Source organism: Rhodococcus sp. 15-649-2-2 (assembly GCF_002258645.1).
In the GTDB taxonomy this organism is placed as follows: Bacteria; Actinomycetota; Actinomycetes; order Mycobacteriales; family Mycobacteriaceae; genus Rhodococcoides.
In genome coordinates, this window is the sequence record NZ_NPFM01000027.1 from 1 (window position 1) to 15,821 (window position 15,821).

The following is a 15,821-nucleotide window of genomic DNA, read 5'->3' on the forward strand; positions in this document are numbered from 1 at the left end:
TACTCCATAGCCGGTCACAGTGCCCCGCAGCATCACCACAGCCCGTGTGTCACATGTCCGTGGACATCTCGTGTCTCATATGTCCCCGGACTGAACACGTCGCAGAGGCCGAGTTTCCGCGCACCACGATCAGTCGGCGACAATGGCGTCGATCTGGCCCAGTGCCAGGGCCATACCTTCGTCCATGCCGATCTCGACGAGTTGCTCGAGTTGCTCGAGGGAGTCGAAACGGGAGCGAATGGTCATTCGTGTCCGACCGTCGACGTCTTCGAGGGTCGCGACGGCGTGGGTGACGGGCATCGTCGACGACGGATTGCCCGAGTCGTCGGCGAATCCGTCGTCGAACGAGAGCGTCGTCGGCGCGGAGATATCGGTGAAAAGCCACCAGCCGGCGGCCTTCTCGCCGTCCGGCCCGGTCATGTAGTACGACGCCCTGCCACCCGGAACGAAGTCGTGGCTGTCGAATGTCGCGGGCCACGTCGGTGGTCCCCACCATTTTTCGAGCTGGCGTGGATCTGCCCAAATCTGCCAGACCCGTTCGACTTTCGCGTCGAACTCGGCGACCACGGTCATGGTCAAGTTCTTCGCATCCTTGTGTGAGCTGATGAAGGGCATGATTCAGCCTTTCTCGTCCGTGGACAGAAGGTCGTCGATCCGGTCGACCCTGCGTCGCCAGATCTCCTCGTAGGTATCGAGTAATTCACGAGCTTTCGCGATGGTGTCCAATCGAACTCTCACGATCTGCTCCCTGCCACGCTTGTGCTTCGTGATCACGGCAGCACGTTCGAGGACCGCGACGTGTTTTTGTACTGCGGCAAAACTCATGGCGTAGTGAGATGCCAAGTCCGAGACCGACTGTTCGCCCACGGTGACCTTCGCGACGATGTCACGACGTGTCGTGTCCGCGAAGGCCTGGAAGAGGCGATCGACCTCCGCATCACTCAACTGATCTACAACCATGTGGTTGTACGTTATTCGAGGTTGCAGCCTCGGTCAAGAGGGCAGATCGATTCTTCGGGCAACATGGACTACGGACGGTGATCGGCACCGTCCCGGACAGTGGAGGCAACGTGCAGATTCGACCGGCAAAGATCGGCGCGCTGTTGATCGTGTTGGGGGCGCTGGTGGTGCTGGTTCTCGATCTCCACACCGCGTGGCAGACGCCATCGCATCTGCGTCGCACGATCAGTGAATACGGACTCGGCGCGCAGCAGTGGGTGTTCTCGATCGGGGTCGTCCTGCTCGCGTTCGGCTCGGCACTCACTCTTGCTTCCGCGCTTCGGTATCGCCTCACTCGGCCCGCCTCGGCCGCGTCGATCTGCTTGACGCTCTGGACAGTAGGGCTCGTGGCCGTCGTCGCTGTGCCGAAACAGGATTGGTCGAACAACGCGTCACTGAGCCTCGGCGGGTCGATCCACCGGCTCGGGGCCGCCGTGGCATTCGTCAGCATCCCGGTCGCAGTCTTCGCGTTCTCTCGGCCCTGGATTCGCGATGGCGTGTGGGCAGCCCGCGCACGAATCACTCTGGGGCTGAGCATGCTGTCGGTCGTGACGCTGCTGCCCATCGTGTACGCACTCGCGGTCGGTGCCACCGGATCGCGACCCTGGTATCGGGTGGTCACCCTCGGCTATGTGGAGCGAGTGCTCGTCGTCGCCGAAGTGATCGCGTTGATCTCGCTGGCCTTGTGGGTGTGGGCAGCCGAACGTAGGAATGCTGCTTCCGCCGAGTCACGGGAGATCAGAGCCTCGCAGCCCGTCTAGGGAACCGATCGGGCCGGCGTTGCGTCCAACCATCGAGTGACATCGGTGGCGAGAGGGCGAAAACGTATGCGATCAACGGGTAGGCATCTGCTTGCCACAGCCTGCGCTTCGGCGCTGTTGCTGACGGGATGTGCCGCCTCGACGCAGGGGAGCCCTGTCGCGAGCGGAGACTCGTCGACGGAATCGACGACCGTGGCGTCGGGACCTAGAGAGCCATTCGATCCGTGCACTATCCCCAAATCTGCGGTGACAGCAAGTGGGCTGGACGTGAGCACGGAGAGGCCGGACTTCGCGGGCATTACGACGTATCCCGGCTGGAAGAACTGCACTTGGGACGCATCCGGGACCAAGCCCTGGTACTACCTGTCCGTCATGTCGTCCATCAACTCGATCGACGAATACTTGCGCAGCCCGCAGAACGAGCGGCAACTTCCTATCAAGGTCGGTGCGCGTGACGCAGTGCGCTACAACGCTGACTACCAAGGAAATCCGCCCACGGGATGCGACATCGTCTTAGCAGTGGGGGGAAATTTGATCATCTTCGCCTTGGACAGGATCGGATTGGAAGACGTTTTGGGGGACCCTTGCGCCGAGGTCCAAAGACACGCCACCGAGCTCCAAAGCTTCCTGCCGGACTGAACAGAGGACTCAATGATCAACGAATCCGAACGACTCGAAAAGAACTTGACCCACTGGAGGTCGCTACGACAGCAAGCATCGGACGGCGCACTTCACGTCGAAGCGGACGTGGCCCGCGAGTGCGACAACGTATGCGCCATTTACCTCGACGATTTGTACAGAATGCTCGAAATGACGCTCAGACTATCCAAGCCCGAAGCATTCGGTGAGCTGCCCTCAGCTCAGATGCTCGGGGCGAAGTTTCACCGTTTGGCAGTTGGGGAGGAGGGCTCAGCTCGGTTCGCGATTACGCGGCAGATCGAGATCATCAAGACGATGCGGGAGTTCTTTCAACACTATTTCGCCAAGGTTGAGGCGACGGACGCCGACACTGCGGCTGCAGTCGAAGCGCTGTCGCCACCGCGATAGACGAAGAATCCCGACGACCCAGTTGCTCGGTCGTCGGGATCGATAGTTCGAAACGTACTGCTAGCGAGCCAGTTCCACTTCTGCTTCCTCGTCGACGAAGGGATCGCCGTTTCGTGGAGCGTTGTAGCGCTCCAGGTCGAGGATTCCCTCGCGCTTGGCCACGATGGTCGGCACCAGCGCTTGGCCGGTCACGTTGACCGCTGTGCGGCCCATGTCGACGATCGGCTCCACCGCGAGCAGCAGACCGACACCGGCGAGAGGCAACCCGAGTGTCGACAGTGTGAGGGTGAGCATCACCGTCGCGCCTGTCGTTCCTGCTGTTGCAGCAGAACCAATTACGGATACCACGATGATCAGCAGGTAGTCGGTGATGGTGAGATCGATGCCGTAGAACTGAGCAACAAACAATGCTGCGATTGCGGGATAGATTGCCGCGCAACCATCCATCTTCGTCGTCGCCCCGAGTGGCACCGCGAACGATGCGTACTCACGCGGCACGCCGAGGTTGCGTTCGGTCACACGCTCGGTGAGCGGGAGAGTTCCGATCGACGAGCGCGACACGAAGCCCAGCTGCGTGGCCGGCCACACTCCCGAATAGAAGTTGCGCACCGAAAGGCCATGTGCGCGAACGATCAACGGGTACACGACGAAGAACACCACAGCCAGGCCGATGTAGATCGACACGGTGAACACGCCCAGCGAACCGATCGCGTCCCAGCCATAGGTTGCGACTGCGTTGCCGATGAGGGCGGCGGTGCCGATCGGTGCCAGCCGAATGATCCACCACAGCACCTTCTGCACGATCGCCAGCAACGATGCGTTGAACGCGAGGAAGGGCTCGGCCTTCTTGCCGACCTTGAGTGCCGCGATGCCGATAGCAGCGGCGATCACCAGCAACTGCAGGATGTTGAAGCTCAACGATGTGGTTGCGGTACCGCTCTCGGCGACCGTGGTTTTGGCACCGAGAGCGAAGAAGTTGTTCGGCACCAATCCGGTCAGGAACGACCACCATGACCCGACGCTGGACGGAGCCTCGGCCGCATCCGCTCCTGCGCTGGTGCGGGACCCCGGCTGCGCGACCAGTCCGATGACGATGCCGATGATCACGGCGATGAAGGCCGTGATGGCGAACCACCACAGCGTCTGAATGGCTAGGCGGGCGGCATTCGTGACTTCACGGAGGTTGGCGATGGAGCTGACGATTGCCGTGAAGACCAGCGGAATGACCGCGACGGTGAGTAGCTTGACGTAGCTCGAACCGATGGTCGAGAGGGTGCCGACCAACCAGTTCTCGTTGCCGTCGGCCGCGTCGGGCATGGATCGGGCGATCAGCCCGAATACGACACCGAGCACGAGACCGGCAACGATTTGTGGACCGAACGCGGTGGCCCAGGTGGGGACACGGCGCGTACGGGTAGCGCTGGGCGCAGACATGGTTATGCCTTTCGAAAACGAAGAAGTGTCGACAGAGGTGTGCGACAGAATGCTCATCGGGCCGACGTGCCCGACGGAGAGGTTGAGGTTTAGAGGACCGTCAACAGGTAGCGCTGGCTTGCAGACGCAAGTCGACGTAGCGTCGAGAGGTCAGCAGCGGATTCACTGGTAAGACGGTACTCGTCGGACATCCGAGGCAGCGGGGCAGGGTTCTTCTGAGGGTTCACTGTGGAATCGATGTGGGTGCGCCGCGGTGTCGATAATGCGCCGTTTTCATCGGCTACGTTGGGTTCTCTGCCGCCGACGAAACGAGACCATGAGTACGAAAGCAAAACCCCGAGGACTGGTTCGGCGACTCCTACAGGCGGTGTCTGCCCTCGTTGCAGCACTGGTGGCAGTCGTTCTGGCATCGGCCGGTTGGGTTGCGTATGCGACGGCCGGCAAGGTCTACGACGTCGACGATGCACCGGACGCGCCCGTGGCCATCGTTCTCGGCGCGCAGGTGCGCGACGGTAAGCCGATGCGATTTCTCGCCGGACGCCTCGACGCCGCGATCGCGTTGATGCAGAGCGGAAAGATCAAAGCGATTTTGGTCTCCGGCGATGCAGACGGTAACTCCGGCAACGAGATTCAGGCTATGACCGACTATCTGATCGAGCACGGCATCGACCCTGCCGTGATCATCGGCGACGATCACGGCATCGATACCTACGACACGTGCGCGCGGGCAAAGGAGACATTCGGCGTCGAACGTGGCCTGATCATCAGCCAGCCCCTTCACGTCTCGCGCGCCGTGGCGCTGTGCGAGGACATGGATCTGGAGGTCGACGGCGTGACTGCCGACTGCATCGACTGCAATACGTTGGCTGTGGTGCGGAACTACGCGCGAGAGTTGTTGGCGCGCCCCAAAGCAGTTCTCGATCTGTGGTCCGGACGTGATCCCGTCGTCGTGTCCCCGCCCGTCGATTCGCTTGCGACCATCACTGGTAAATGAGCGTGCCCGATGGCGATATCGCCGTCCCGGCCGTGGTGCGAGAGTTGGCGGGACCTGACGACACCGAACCTGTGTGGTCGAATGAACTGGGCGGGTTGACTTTTCGTATCGGCGAGGCGCGCTACGTCAAATGGACACCGGTCGAGAGCTCGGTCGACCTGGAAGACGAGCGGCGTCGTCTGGACTGGGTGATTCGGTACAGCCCGGTTCCGAAGGTAATCGACACCGGCTCGGACGCGACGGGTTCTTGGATGGTCACGGCGGCCCTGCCGTGGGAGAACGCCGTCGCCGATCGCTGGATGGGGGACCCGGCCACCGCGGTCCGAGCGGCGGCAACCGGCCTTCGTGCCTTTCACGATGCACTCCCCGTCGCGCAGTGCCCGTTCGATTGGTCGGTGGCCACTCGTATCGGTGACCGCGAGTTGCCGGTGGAATCGCCGTCGGTCGATCGGCTCGTGGTGTGCCACGGCGACGCCTGCATGCCGAATACCCTGATCGCCGACGACGGATCCTGGGCAGCACACGTCGACATGGGCAGCATGGGTGTCGCCGATCGTTGGGCAGACCTGGCACCGGCAATCTGGAGCACCGAGTACAACTACGGCCGGAGCTACTGCAAGGCATTCTTGGACGCGTACGGTATCGAACTCGACCGTGAACGACTCGACTACTACCTGTGGTTGTGGGAGTCCACATGAGCAGCAAATCGGACGGTGCTGCGCGCGGCTAGAGTGAGCGAGCCCGGTTCGACGACTCAGCGGACCCGTGTTTCAGGAGAAGTGAACGGTTGAGCTGGATTCGCTTGAACGACGTTGCCAAGGGATACGACCAGAAGGTGATGCTGCGCGAGGTGTTCTTTCGCCTCGCCGACGGTGATCGCATCGGGCTGATCGGCCGCAACGGAACGGGCAAGACCACCCTGCTGCAGCTTCTTCTCGGGCGTGAGACACCCGATTCCGGAACCGTCGACGTCACCGAGGGCGCACGAATCGGATACTTCTCGCAGTTCTCCGAACTGGACGGCGATCGCAGCATCCAAGCGGAGCTCGAATCGCTGTTCGGCGCTGTCCACGCGATCGAGACCGAATTGGCCGAGGTCGAGGCCGCATTGGGCGGTGACTTGGACGAGAAGCAGATGTACAAGCTCGTCGACCGCCAAGCCGAACTGCTCGACGCCATGGAGAACAGCGGCGGTTGGACCTACCACCAGCAGATCGATACGGTGCTGTCGATGCTCGGATTCAACGCCGAACGACGTGAGCTTCCTGTCGATCGACTGTCCGGTGGGTGGCGCAACCGCGCAGCGTTGGCCAAGATCCTCATCGAGGCCCCGGACGTCCTGCTTCTCGACGAGCCGACGAACTTCCTCGATGTTGCCGGAATCGCGTGGCTCGAACGTTGGCTACGAGATTTCCGCGGCGCGCTTCTCGTTGTCTCGCACGACCGAGCATTCCTCGAGCAGGTCGTCACCAGCATCGTCGAAATCGAGAACCATCACCTGCAGACGTACGATGGCAGCTACTCGGAATACGTTCAGCAGAAGCAGTTTCGACTCAAGAACCTCGAACGTGAGTTCAGCAACGAACAACAGCTGCTGGCCTACGAGCAAGAAGCGATCACTGATCGCAAGGAAGCAGTGAAGAACCCCAGCGGGGTGCTCAAGCGTCGCCTGGCGAACATCAAGAAGAGCAAGAGTCCACGGCCGGTCGACACGGTGGTCACCGCTATCTACGGCGGTCTGCATGTGCACGACAACCTGGCGGAGATCCACGGGATCGCCAAAAGCTATGGGGAGCAACGACTCTTCGACAACATCTCCTTCACCGTGCACCGCGGTGACCGCATCGCCATCACCGGACCCAATGGATGTGGAAAGACCACTCTCGTCGACATTCTCGTCGGTGCCGAGCAACCGGACAGCGGCAAGATCAAATGGAAGACCAAAGCGCCGTCGTTCATCTACTACAACCAGGTGCTGTCCGATCTCGATCTCGACGACACGGTGTCGCATTCGGTGAACGCGATGCCGGGCAGTCTCGCTCTGACGGCGACCAAGAAGGAAGTCCACCGCTTTCTCACGTTGTTGCAGTTCTCCGAGATGGATCTCAAGTCGAAGATCGGCGTGCTGTCCGGAGGGCAGAAGGCACGAGTTGCATTGGCGCAGTGCCTCTTGTTCGGCGCAGGCGTCATCGTGCTCGACGAGCCCACCAACCACCTCGACCTGCAGAGCACCCAGGTGCTCGAACGCGCACTGATGGCGTTTCCCGGCGCGGTCATCCTGGTGAGCCACGACAGGTTCTTCGTCGAAAAAGTCGCGTTCAGGCAGTTGTCGTTCGACGGCAAGGGCGGCGTCACCGAAATCGCCGGTGTGCAGATGGCGTGACCAGAGTTGGCTACCCGTTGATCTTCGACGCGGACGTGCCCCACTCGGCGTCGCGCAGCTCCTTCTTCCTGATCTTGCCGGTCGAAGTCTTCGGCAGCTCGACGATGAATTCGACGTTGCGCGGGGCCTTGTACGACGCGATGGCCGATTTCACGTGCGCCACGAGCTCGGCTTCCGAGGCGTCCGCGCCGGGCACCAGCACCACAAACGCCTTCGGTCGCTCTCCCCACTTGTCGTCGGGCACCCCGATCACCGCAACATCGGCGACGGCAGGATGGCTCGCCAGAGCCTGCTCCACCTCGATGGTCGAGATGTTCTCGCCACCGGAAATGACGACGTCCTTGGCACGATCAAGTAGTTGAACGTAGCCGTCGGGATGCATCACCCCGAGGTCACCGGAATGGAACCAGCCGCCCGCGAAAGCCTGTGTCGTTCCGGCGGTGTCGTTGTAATACCCCTTCATGACGTTGTTGCCGCGCATAACGATCTCGCCCATTTCGACACCGTCGGGTTCGACGTCGATCAACACTCCACCGGGACCGGGCTTGTCGCGTACCACGCGCAGACGGTCTGCGGTGAGCATGCCGACTCCCTGTCGAGCCAGACGCCGAGCTTGTTCGTCGGCGTCCAGTTCGAGCCATTCCTGCTTCGCCTCGCATACCGAATACGGACCGTAGGTTTCGGTGAGGCCGTAGACGTGTACGAGCGTTGCTCCCAATGCTCGAATCTTGACGATGATCGTCGGGCTCGGAGGAGCTCCCGCTGTGACGATGGTCAGCGGTCGATCGAGTGAATGTGCCTCTGCAGCAGTGGCGAGAGTGGTCAACACGGTCGGTGCACCGGCAAGGTGATCGACGCCGTTGTCGATGGCCGACCAGATGGCGTCGCCGCGCACTCCGCGAAGGCATACGTGTGTGCCGGACGCGGCCGTGACCGCCCACGTGGTGCACCATCCGTTGCAGTGGAACATCGGAAGAGTCCACAGATAGCGGGTGTCGACGCCGAATCCCTGATGGTGCAGTTCTCCCAGGGAATTGAGGTAGGCACCGCGGTGGGTGTACATCACGCCCTTGGGTCGACCGGTGGTGCCCGAGGTGTAGTTGATCGTGATGGTCGACGTCTCGTCGTCGACCTCCCACTCCATCGGTTCGTCCGTGCCCCGTTCGAGGAATGCGTCGTATCGAGTGGTGTGCGGAAGCTTCTCGTACGTGCCGTCCACCGAGGGAGTCTCGACGATCTCGGTGACCGAATCTGCGATGGGATCTGTTCCGAGGCCGGCCAGCAGTGCCGAATCACCCACCAACAGAACCGAACCGGAGTGATCGCAGATGTAGCGAACTTCGTCCGGTGAGAGCCTGGTGTTGATCGCGACCAGAACGGCACCGGCCAGTGGCACCGCGTAGTGCGCGAACAACAGCTCCGCCGAGTTCGAGGCAATGTAGGCCACCCGGTCTCCGTGGCCGACCCCCGACGCGCGCAGTGCATGCGCGAGCCGGGTGACGGCGGCGGCGAACTGTTCGTAGGTGAAGGTGCGCGGGCCATCCTCCACGGCGGTCTTGTGGGGATGGACCTCCGCAGCGCGTTCGAGGAAGCGAAGTGGCGTCAGCGGAGTATCCAGACCGGTCATGTCAGCCAATGTAGCGCGCACTACGAAGCCAGATCGGTTTTGTCGATACGTTCGCGCCCACCGGTAAGGTCGGCGCGTTCGGCGGCGGCCCGGCCAGCAAGCCACCCCTCTGCATTGTCGCTGCCGAACGTGATCGTTTTCGTCGACGGGTAGCGGGCAGCGTACGCGCGGTCGACGGCATCGGATCGCTCCGCCATGATCGGCACCAGAGCCGATCCGTGTTGGTGGGTCGCCGCTGCAGTCGCTCGCGTGCGCGCGTCGTGCAATCGTTCGCCGACTCGGTGGGCGTAGGCGATCAAGAATGCGTGACGGAAGCTGCGAGTCCGCGAGGTCGCCGATTCGCCGGCCTCGTCGAGCGCGCGGGCCGATTGGACCAGCAACGAGGTGTACAGCAGCTCGCACAGGTCGAGATCGACGGGCAGACCGATCATGGTGGCCAACAAGTACTTCTTTTTCCACACTGTTCTGGCACCGTTGGCCGTGCACACGCTGTGCAGCAGAAGCAACTTGGCCTTCGAGTACGGATTGCTCACCATGATGCGACGACTGATGACATCGTCGATCAAGCTGCGGGGGTTCTCCGCATCGAGAAGCGCGCTGTCGATCGCATAGCGCGTCATCAGGTCCTGGGCCTTGGCCGATAATGCCTCGGCTTCAGCGGGGAATTGCGTCGACTCGGCCTTGGCCAGTAATCCCCGTATCTTGCCGAGCATCTTCGAGTCCGCCGCCTGCCGCGGACCGGCAGGCGTGGTGCGTGATGTCCATCGAGTAGGAGGGGGCAGTAGTGTCTCGAGGGGCAACAACCATGTTGCGCAACCGAGTACGAGCAGAAGGGTGTACCACGACTGCGCCGACGATCGCCGGTTGTACGAACGCCACCGCCGAAAACGGTCGGCAGAGGTGCCGCCTGCAGATTCGACGTTCAGCTCGGACAACTGATCTCGCCAGGATTCCGGAGCAATGCTGTCGGCGGAACTTCGCGCCGCGTGAGCGCCGATAGCCTCGATCATGACCACAGCACCGTCGCCTCCGGCGCTCTGACGGGTGACGTGCACCAGTTCGGCAGGCTGCCAACCGTTCTCGAAAGCCGTGTCGAGAGCTTGGTCCAGTATTCCTGCCGCTCGGTCGTGCACTGAATGTGCTTGGTTGATGTCTTCCGCAGCCGACAGGCGTTCCGCGATCAGTTGGGTCATGTCCTTCGCGGAGGCCCCCAACTGGGCGAAACCGATTCCGCTGTCGAGCAATTCGTTCGGGTCAGCACTGTCCCGAGCAGTGGTTGCGCGCGAGTACTTGAAGAAACTGTCCAGATCGATACGACTCATCGTCGTCCCCTCCACGTCCCCCGGTGTGGTTCCCGAACTTTTCGGTGAATCGCAGAGTAGGGGAGGGGTCCGACAAGTTATTCGAACATCTCAGCGAGGAGCCAGCATCTGCAGCAGTTCTTCGACCGAGGGCAGGCCGGGAATCACGGGAAGGTTCGGAACAGGAGCGGCGGCGGGCGGCGCCGTCAACTCGACGCCGCCGAGCGTTGTCAACACGTCGTCGGTATTGGACCGGGTCGATCCGTATGTATTGGATGCAATGACGAAATCATCGCCGATCGACGCCGATGCGACCACACTCGATCGGTCGTCGGCCCATCCCCATTTGGTCCCTATCACGCCGGGCAACTGCTCAGTGCCCCAGTCCTGAACCATTCCGTCGCGTGCCACAGGTGCCGCCGTGGTCATCCAGGCCAGTACCGGGCTGGCCGGATCGGTGCGCTTCTTCGCCGCCAGGAATCGCACGGTGTCAGCTGTGCTGGTGTAGGAACTGCCCCAGAAACCACCACGCGAGGTCGAGGTGAGCCCGAACTCCGCCGCAGTCGCATCGATGGCCTGGGGATATTTGTTGTCGAGGACGGACGCGGCACCGTCGTCGCTGACCTGGACCATTCGAGCGGCCAGGTCACGATCACGCGCAGAACCGTCTCCGTAGCGAACGACGTAGTCGGCCATATAGAGCTTGACCGTCGACAGTCCGGGACGTGCGGAATTATCCTCCGCGCTGCCCACGTATGTGCCCGTCGGCACGTGTTCGTACGAGATCGAGGTGCGGGATGGCACGTCTGCGAGGTCAGCGGGTGTCGGCAAAGCCTGCGCAGGTGCTGCGCAGGTCAGCGCAAACGCGATGCCGACAATTGGGACAGCAGTCCTGGTGAAGATGCGTCGCAGGGCCGGCATCTCGTGCTCCTCGAGGTGTTGGCCCGCCGTGAATCGGTGACCGATGGCTGTAACTACCCCGATGGTAGACGGTTCAACCTCACGCTGCTTTCCCTGGTTCTGCGGCCTTCGTCACCTGGATGAATGCGGCTTTGTTGCAGTTGGAGTGACTGGCGGGCGCATTGATCCAGTCAGCGGGCGTGATACCGCCGGACAAAAGTGGGGCGGGCAGTCAGGACCGGCGCAGCGTCGACAGCATCTCTCTCGAGCGTCGCAGTGGCCCCCGACTCGACTCGGCGGGCCAGGTGCTGGGCAACTCGATCGGGTCCGCCAGGCGACCGGCATTGAAGTCGTCGACCAGATGTCCGACGGTTTCCTGGGCGCAGGATTTGTTGGTGCCGATGAATCCCGAGGGGCCGCGCTTGATCCACCCGGTGACATAGCTGCCGACCGAAGTCTGCCCACCGGATTCCTGCAATACACGGCCGCCGGTGTTGGGAATGATGCCTCGGCGATCGTCGAAGGGAACCCCGGGCAGCGCAACTCCGCGGTAGCCGATGGATGTGAGGACGAGTCCGGCATCGAGGGCGTCTGTTTCACCGGTAGCAGTGCTGCGCACCACGTCGTCACCGTCGGCGGTCAGACCCATCCGCTCGAACTCGATGCCCGTCACTCGATCGGTGCCCAGGATGCGGGTGGGGGAGAGCAGGTATCGCAGTGTGATGCGCTTACGGCCGTCGCTGTGCTCAGGGGATTCGTCGACGTGGCGAAGAAGTTGTAGCTTCTGCGCCACAGCGTGGGGTAGGTCATCGGTAGCTGCGAGGCGGACCGTTACCGGGTCGAGCGCGAGTTCGCTGCGGTCGATGGCCAGATCGATATCGGGGACGGTAAGCAATCCGGCGAACTCGGGAACGGTGAATGCAGACTGGGCGACGCCGCGGCGGCCGACGACAACCACCTCACGAATAGAGCTGTGGCGCAGGGCGTCCAGGGCGTGGGGTGCGATGTCGGTCTGGGCGAGCGCGCCCGGATCCATGGTCAGGATGCGGGCGACGTCCAGTGCCACGTTGCCGTTTCCGATGATCACGGCGCGCTCGTGCGAGAGATCGAACGTGCGGTGTGCGTGATCGGGGTGGCCGTTGTACCAGGCGACGAAGTCGGTTGCCGAACTGCGGCCCGGCAATTCTGCACCGGGAATGCGGAGTTCCCGGTCCGAGGACGCCCCGACTGCATAGATCACGGCGTGGTGGGTGTCCATCAACTCGTCGTGGGTGATGTCCTTGCCGACCTCGACACCGAGGTGGAAGGTGAATCCCTCCTGCGCAGAGATGGTTTCGAACAGGCGCGACACCTGACGCGTCTTCTGGTGGTCGGGCGCGACGCCGAGGCGAGCGAGGCCGTGTGGTTGCGGGAGTCTGTCGTAGACATCGACTTTCACACCCGGTTGCGTGAGCAGCTCGTCCGCCGCGTACATCGCCGACGGTCCGGATCCGACGATCGCGACTCGAAGGGGTTGACGATCACGCGAGACCGATGCCGCCGGCGTGACCGGTGCCAAGATCGGCCGAGGCGGGCGTTCCTGCTTGTAGAAGTCCGCGTTGATCGTCAGGAACGGCAGTTGAGCCTCGGTCAGTTTTGCTTGCGGCACAATGGCATCGACCGGGCAGGCCGAGACACATGCGCCGCAGTCCACACATGATTGCGGATCGATGTGCAGCATCTCTGCCGTCAGGAAGTCAGGCTCGTCGGGGGTGGGATGAATGCAGTTGACGGGGCACGCGTAGACGCATGACGCGTCGCTACAACATGATTGGGTGACGACGTGGGGCATGAGGGGTTCCTGACGGCAGTGGCAAGAGGCGAGAGGGCTATGCGGCGAACTGGCTCGAGCTGCGATCGGGCTCGCTACGGAAACGAGAGGCCTTGCCGTCGATTCCGCACATCTTCCACATCAGGCGAGCCGCACGATTCATCATGCCGGTATCGGTGGCCAGCATGCGGACGTCGCCGAAGTAGTCCTGCAGCGCGTGCTGCGATTCCGGGGTACCCCAGAACAGGTCCTTCTTTACCTGCTTCGGGATGTCGAATTTCGTCCAGAACTTCTTCGGCGGAATGACGATGACGTCGCACAGGATGCGCATCGTGATCGGGAAGGCCAGTGAAAGCAAGAACCGTCCGACCTTGGACATCTTGGGGACTCGGCGACGTAGCAGTTGGTGCGCGAACGAGATGTGTCGCGCTTCCTCGGCAACGTGAATGGCCATGACGCTCTGCATGATCGGGTGAATGTCGTCACCGGACCGCAGGACCGATTTTTGAATGTGGTCGATGGGCTCTTCGCCTGCGAGAACGCCGACGAAGAACAGTTCTGGCAGCAGCGTGGCGAACAGTGGAACGAACGGAGACAGCATTTTCATGGGCCGGCTCATGCCGGGCGCATCGGAACCGACGCGGTTGACCATCTCCTGGAACATCAGGGTGTGGTTGCACTCTTCGATCGATTCGTGGGTGCAGTAGCGCGCCTCGGCGGAGCCGTTGGGCAGTGAAAAGACGTACTGCATCATGCCGCGGATCAGGATGTTCTCGAATTGCAGACCGACCTTTGCGACATTGGCCTGACGCCACATGCCGATCTCGATCTGCCTGTCGAGTGGAAGCGCCTGATACCAGGCGTGGCCGCCGATCGGATCGGTTTTGGCAGGCAGGACCCATCGAGGATCGTTCGCGGGTACTGCGAACTTCTCGGACTCCCAGTCGATGTCCACGTAGGGGTCGAAGTGCTTGTGCACCGAGCCCTCGGACAGCAATGTGAGCGTCTCGATGTACTGCTGCTCGTCCGCAGTGTCGGCGTCGACCGAAACGGACGTATTGCTTGTCGTCAGTGTCATGGCTTCTCCAAACGAAGTGCGAACATTGGGTTAATGTAACCCGAGTTAACACAAAAGGGAAGCGTGTTGGGGAGACTCTGATCGGCGGTCGTCTACTGGTCGTCCGAACGCTCGTCGGACACCTCGGCCACCTCGTCGGTCTCGAATAGTTGCAGCTGGATCGCGGAAGGATCGACCACGGGCGTGACCTGGTCGGGAGTGCTGCGCAGCACCTCACGGAGGGCAGAGACGGCACGGCCCCAGTTGGCCGATTCCCGATCTGCCTCGTCGACGTCGCAGTGCTCGTCGCCCAGATCCGCGGCAACCGCCATCCCACGCCACGACGCTTCTTGTTCGGCGCTGATCCGCAGATACGAGACGACGACATCGCGATCGGACGAGCAGCACTCGAGAATCACATGCGGGTCGAGCGGTTCCTCTTCGGACGCGGCGAGCAGATCGACCAATTCGAGCAAACCGTCAGGAAAGTCGTCCGCGTCGACCGTGGGCGGCGTCGGCTCCCCGAGCACGCCTCCGAAATCCTCGGCGAACTTGTCGTCGACCTGCTCCCACACGTGACTGAGCATGCGCACCGCCCACAACAGGTGATCGGCGACGAAGGGTGACCCGCTGACTCGTACCTGAGCGACGATGCAGTCCTGAACCAGGTGCAGCATCACATCCGGCAGTTGCAGGTTCAGGTCGACCAACAATTCCGCCGCGCGAGTGCGGCCGGACACGGCATGGACGAGCGTCGAATTGATCTCGACCACCGGTTCGGTGGGTTTGACCGATACGTACGCGGTGCCGCCCACGAACCGCAGCGGAATGTCGCCGTCGGGGTCATGATCCGGTGGGAAGCCGAACCACGGCTCGAGAGCGCGATCGACGAGCTGCTGCAGATGCTCTTTCCCCTTGGGCTGAACGCACAGCGGAACCACGGAGGTGTCGGGCTCCGTGATGGCGATGTCGAAACTCGGTACGTCGTAGCGCCCGGTGGCGCGTGAGCTCAGGAACGACGGGTGTGGCAGGCCCCAGATGTCACGGAACACCGCGACGGTCTTCTTCGCCAGATCGTCGGACCACGAGCGATTGCGGTCCACGTGCGGTGCCGCGGGCTCGTCGTTGTGCGAAGTGTGAAATCCCAATGCACTCAACGCGTCTCGCTGATCGACGGTGATGGCTCGGCTGCTGTGCAGGTGTTCGTTCGCCGGTATCTCGCAGCGGACCATATCGAGATCCCAGGCATAGAACTGCACGCAGGCGGCGGTGTCGGGGACGCCGTCGGTGGTGTCGTATCGCGATTCGATCACCAACGCATCGCCGTCGCGCATGGCGCTGACGTAGTCGCCGAGCGTGCGCTGGAACTGCATCCAGGCGGCATCGACGTCGAAGTCGAACTCGAGTGAATCGCTCATGTCGGCTCCTTACCCAGATCGCGCTGACGTAACGCGGACTCGATCACGCTAGCGGCGACCACCGACACGATCTCGGCGCTCGCGGGGGCG

General features: G+C 62.2%; 15 protein-coding genes. 6 read left to right on the plus strand and 9 right to left on the minus strand.

Annotation, left to right across the window (positions count from 1 at the left end; genetic code table 11):
• Positions 1-129: 129 nt before the first annotated feature.
• Together CH305_RS17480 and CH305_RS17485 are read right to left on the minus strand one after the other, a co-directional pair.
• On the minus strand, positions 130-615 hold the full coding sequence (locus tag CH305_RS17480; RefSeq protein WP_094704426.1) for an SRPBCC domain-containing protein: 486 nt from the start codon (positions 613-615) through the stop codon (positions 130-132).
• Between the two features lie 3 nt (positions 616-618).
• Positions 619-960, minus strand: coding sequence for an ArsR family transcriptional regulator (locus tag CH305_RS17485; RefSeq protein WP_032402670.1), 342 nt, complete (start codon positions 958-960; stop codon positions 619-621).
• A gap of 77 nt (positions 961-1,037) precedes the next feature.
• Between CH305_RS17485 and CH305_RS17490 the strand changes: the two genes are divergently transcribed.
• The 3 genes from CH305_RS17490 (at position 1,038) to CH305_RS17500 (ending at position 2,807) form a co-directional block, all read left to right on the plus strand.
• Positions 1,038-1,760, plus strand: a complete 723-nt coding sequence (locus tag CH305_RS17490) for a DUF998 domain-containing protein (RefSeq protein WP_256983843.1) — start codon at positions 1,038-1,040, stop codon at positions 1,758-1,760.
• Positions 1,761-1,826: 66 nt separating this feature from the next.
• On the plus strand, positions 1,827-2,399 hold the full coding sequence (locus CH305_RS17495) for a DUF3558 domain-containing protein (RefSeq protein ID WP_080737211.1): 573 nt from the start codon (positions 1,827-1,829) through the stop codon (positions 2,397-2,399).
• Positions 2,400-2,411: 12 nt separating this feature from the next.
• Entirely contained in the window at positions 2,412-2,807 is a 396-nt protein-coding gene (locus CH305_RS17500) for a hypothetical protein (protein ID WP_032402672.1), read from the plus strand.
• A gap of 60 nt (positions 2,808-2,867) precedes the next feature.
• Here the strand turns inward: CH305_RS17500 and CH305_RS17505 are convergent, their stop codons facing one another.
• Positions 2,868-4,241, minus strand: a complete 1,374-nt coding sequence (locus CH305_RS17505) for a dicarboxylate/amino acid:cation symporter (protein WP_032402673.1) — start codon at positions 4,239-4,241, stop codon at positions 2,868-2,870.
• A 316-nt stretch (positions 4,242-4,557) separates the two neighbouring features.
• Here CH305_RS17505 and CH305_RS17510 point away from each other — a divergent pair, with 316 nt between their 5' ends.
• The 3 genes from CH305_RS17510 (at position 4,558) to CH305_RS17520 (ending at position 7,618) form a co-directional block, all read left to right on the plus strand.
• Complete coding sequence (locus CH305_RS17510; protein ID WP_094704446.1) at positions 4,558-5,235, plus strand: vancomycin high temperature exclusion protein; 678 nt, start codon at positions 4,558-4,560, stop codon at positions 5,233-5,235.
• A complete protein-coding gene (locus CH305_RS17515; RefSeq protein ID WP_094704427.1) occupies positions 5,232-5,933 on the plus strand; it encodes an aminoglycoside 3'-phosphotransferase in 702 nt (233 codons plus the stop codon). Before CH305_RS17510 ends, CH305_RS17515 begins: the two co-directional genes overlap by 4 nt.
• 89 nt (positions 5,934-6,022) lie before the next feature.
• Positions 6,023-7,618 (plus strand): ABC-F family ATP-binding cassette domain-containing protein, encoded by a 1,596-nt coding sequence (locus CH305_RS17520; RefSeq protein WP_179278327.1) that lies wholly within the window; start codon positions 6,023-6,025, stop codon positions 7,616-7,618.
• A 10-nt stretch (positions 7,619-7,628) separates the two neighbouring features.
• On the opposite strand, the gene CH305_RS17525 is transcribed toward CH305_RS17520, so the two are convergent.
• The 6 genes from CH305_RS17525 to CH305_RS17550 form a co-directional block, all read right to left on the minus strand.
• Positions 7,629-9,245: an AMP-binding protein gene (locus tag CH305_RS17525; RefSeq protein WP_094704428.1), complete on the minus strand. Its 1,617-nt coding sequence runs from the start codon at positions 9,243-9,245 to the stop codon at positions 7,629-7,631.
• A gap of 20 nt (positions 9,246-9,265) precedes the next feature.
• The gene (locus CH305_RS17530; RefSeq protein WP_143545295.1) at positions 9,266-10,567 is read right to left on the minus strand and encodes a DUF2786 domain-containing protein; all 1,302 of its coding nucleotides are present in this window, start codon (positions 10,565-10,567) and stop codon (positions 9,266-9,268) included.
• A 90-nt stretch (positions 10,568-10,657) separates the two neighbouring features.
• Positions 10,658-11,467 carry a hypothetical protein gene (locus CH305_RS17535; protein ID WP_032402677.1) on the minus strand — a complete coding sequence of 270 codons (810 nt, stop codon included), beginning with the start codon at positions 11,465-11,467 and terminating at the stop codon, positions 10,658-10,660.
• A 211-nt stretch (positions 11,468-11,678) separates the two neighbouring features.
• Positions 11,679-13,277, minus strand: coding sequence for an FAD-dependent oxidoreductase (locus CH305_RS17540; protein WP_094704430.1), 1,599 nt, complete (start codon positions 13,275-13,277; stop codon positions 11,679-11,681).
• A gap of 37 nt (positions 13,278-13,314) precedes the next feature.
• Positions 13,315-14,334, minus strand: a complete 1,020-nt coding sequence (locus tag CH305_RS17545) for a diiron oxygenase (RefSeq protein WP_037148333.1) — start codon at positions 14,332-14,334, stop codon at positions 13,315-13,317.
• Positions 14,335-14,426: 92 nt separating this feature from the next.
• Entirely contained in the window at positions 14,427-15,731 is a 1,305-nt protein-coding gene (locus tag CH305_RS17550; RefSeq protein ID WP_094704431.1) for a hypothetical protein, read from the minus strand.
• Between the last annotated feature and the right edge of the window lie 90 nt (positions 15,732-15,821).

Bases quoted from the DNA above. Each gene is read 5' to 3' on its own strand.
- CH305_RS17545 (WP_037148333.1), bottom strand. From the start codon at position 14,334: ATGACACTGACGACAAGCAATACGTCCGTTTCGGTCGACGCCGACACT.
- CH305_RS17485 (WP_032402670.1), bottom strand. From the start codon at position 960: ATGGTTGTAGATCAGTTGAGTGATGCGGAGGTCGATCGCCTCTTCCAG.
- CH305_RS17530 (WP_143545295.1), bottom strand. From the start codon at position 10,567: ATGAGTCGTATCGATCTGGACAGTTTCTTCAAGTACTCGCGCGCAACC.
- CH305_RS17480 (WP_094704426.1), bottom strand. From the start codon at position 615: ATGCCCTTCATCAGCTCACACAAGGATGCGAAGAACTTGACCATGACC.
- CH305_RS17495 (WP_080737211.1), top strand. From the start codon at position 1,827: ATGCGATCAACGGGTAGGCATCTGCTTGCCACAGCCTGCGCTTCGGCG.
- CH305_RS17500 (WP_032402672.1), top strand. From the start codon at position 2,412: ATGATCAACGAATCCGAACGACTCGAAAAGAACTTGACCCACTGGAGG.
- CH305_RS17525 (WP_094704428.1), bottom strand. From the start codon at position 9,245: ATGACCGGTCTGGATACTCCGCTGACGCCACTTCGCTTCCTCGAACGC.
- CH305_RS17515 (WP_094704427.1), top strand. From the start codon at position 5,232: ATGAGCGTGCCCGATGGCGATATCGCCGTCCCGGCCGTGGTGCGAGAG.
- CH305_RS17535 (WP_032402677.1), bottom strand. From the start codon at position 11,467: ATGCCGGCCCTGCGACGCATCTTCACCAGGACTGCTGTCCCAATTGTC.
- CH305_RS17550 (WP_094704431.1), bottom strand. From the start codon at position 15,731: ATGAGCGATTCACTCGAGTTCGACTTCGACGTCGATGCCGCCTGGATG.
- CH305_RS17540 (WP_094704430.1), bottom strand. From the start codon at position 13,277: ATGCCCCACGTCGTCACCCAATCATGTTGTAGCGACGCGTCATGCGTC.
- CH305_RS17510 (WP_094704446.1), top strand. From the start codon at position 4,558: ATGAGTACGAAAGCAAAACCCCGAGGACTGGTTCGGCGACTCCTACAG.
- CH305_RS17505 (WP_032402673.1), bottom strand. From the start codon at position 4,241: ATGTCTGCGCCCAGCGCTACCCGTACGCGCCGTGTCCCCACCTGGGCC.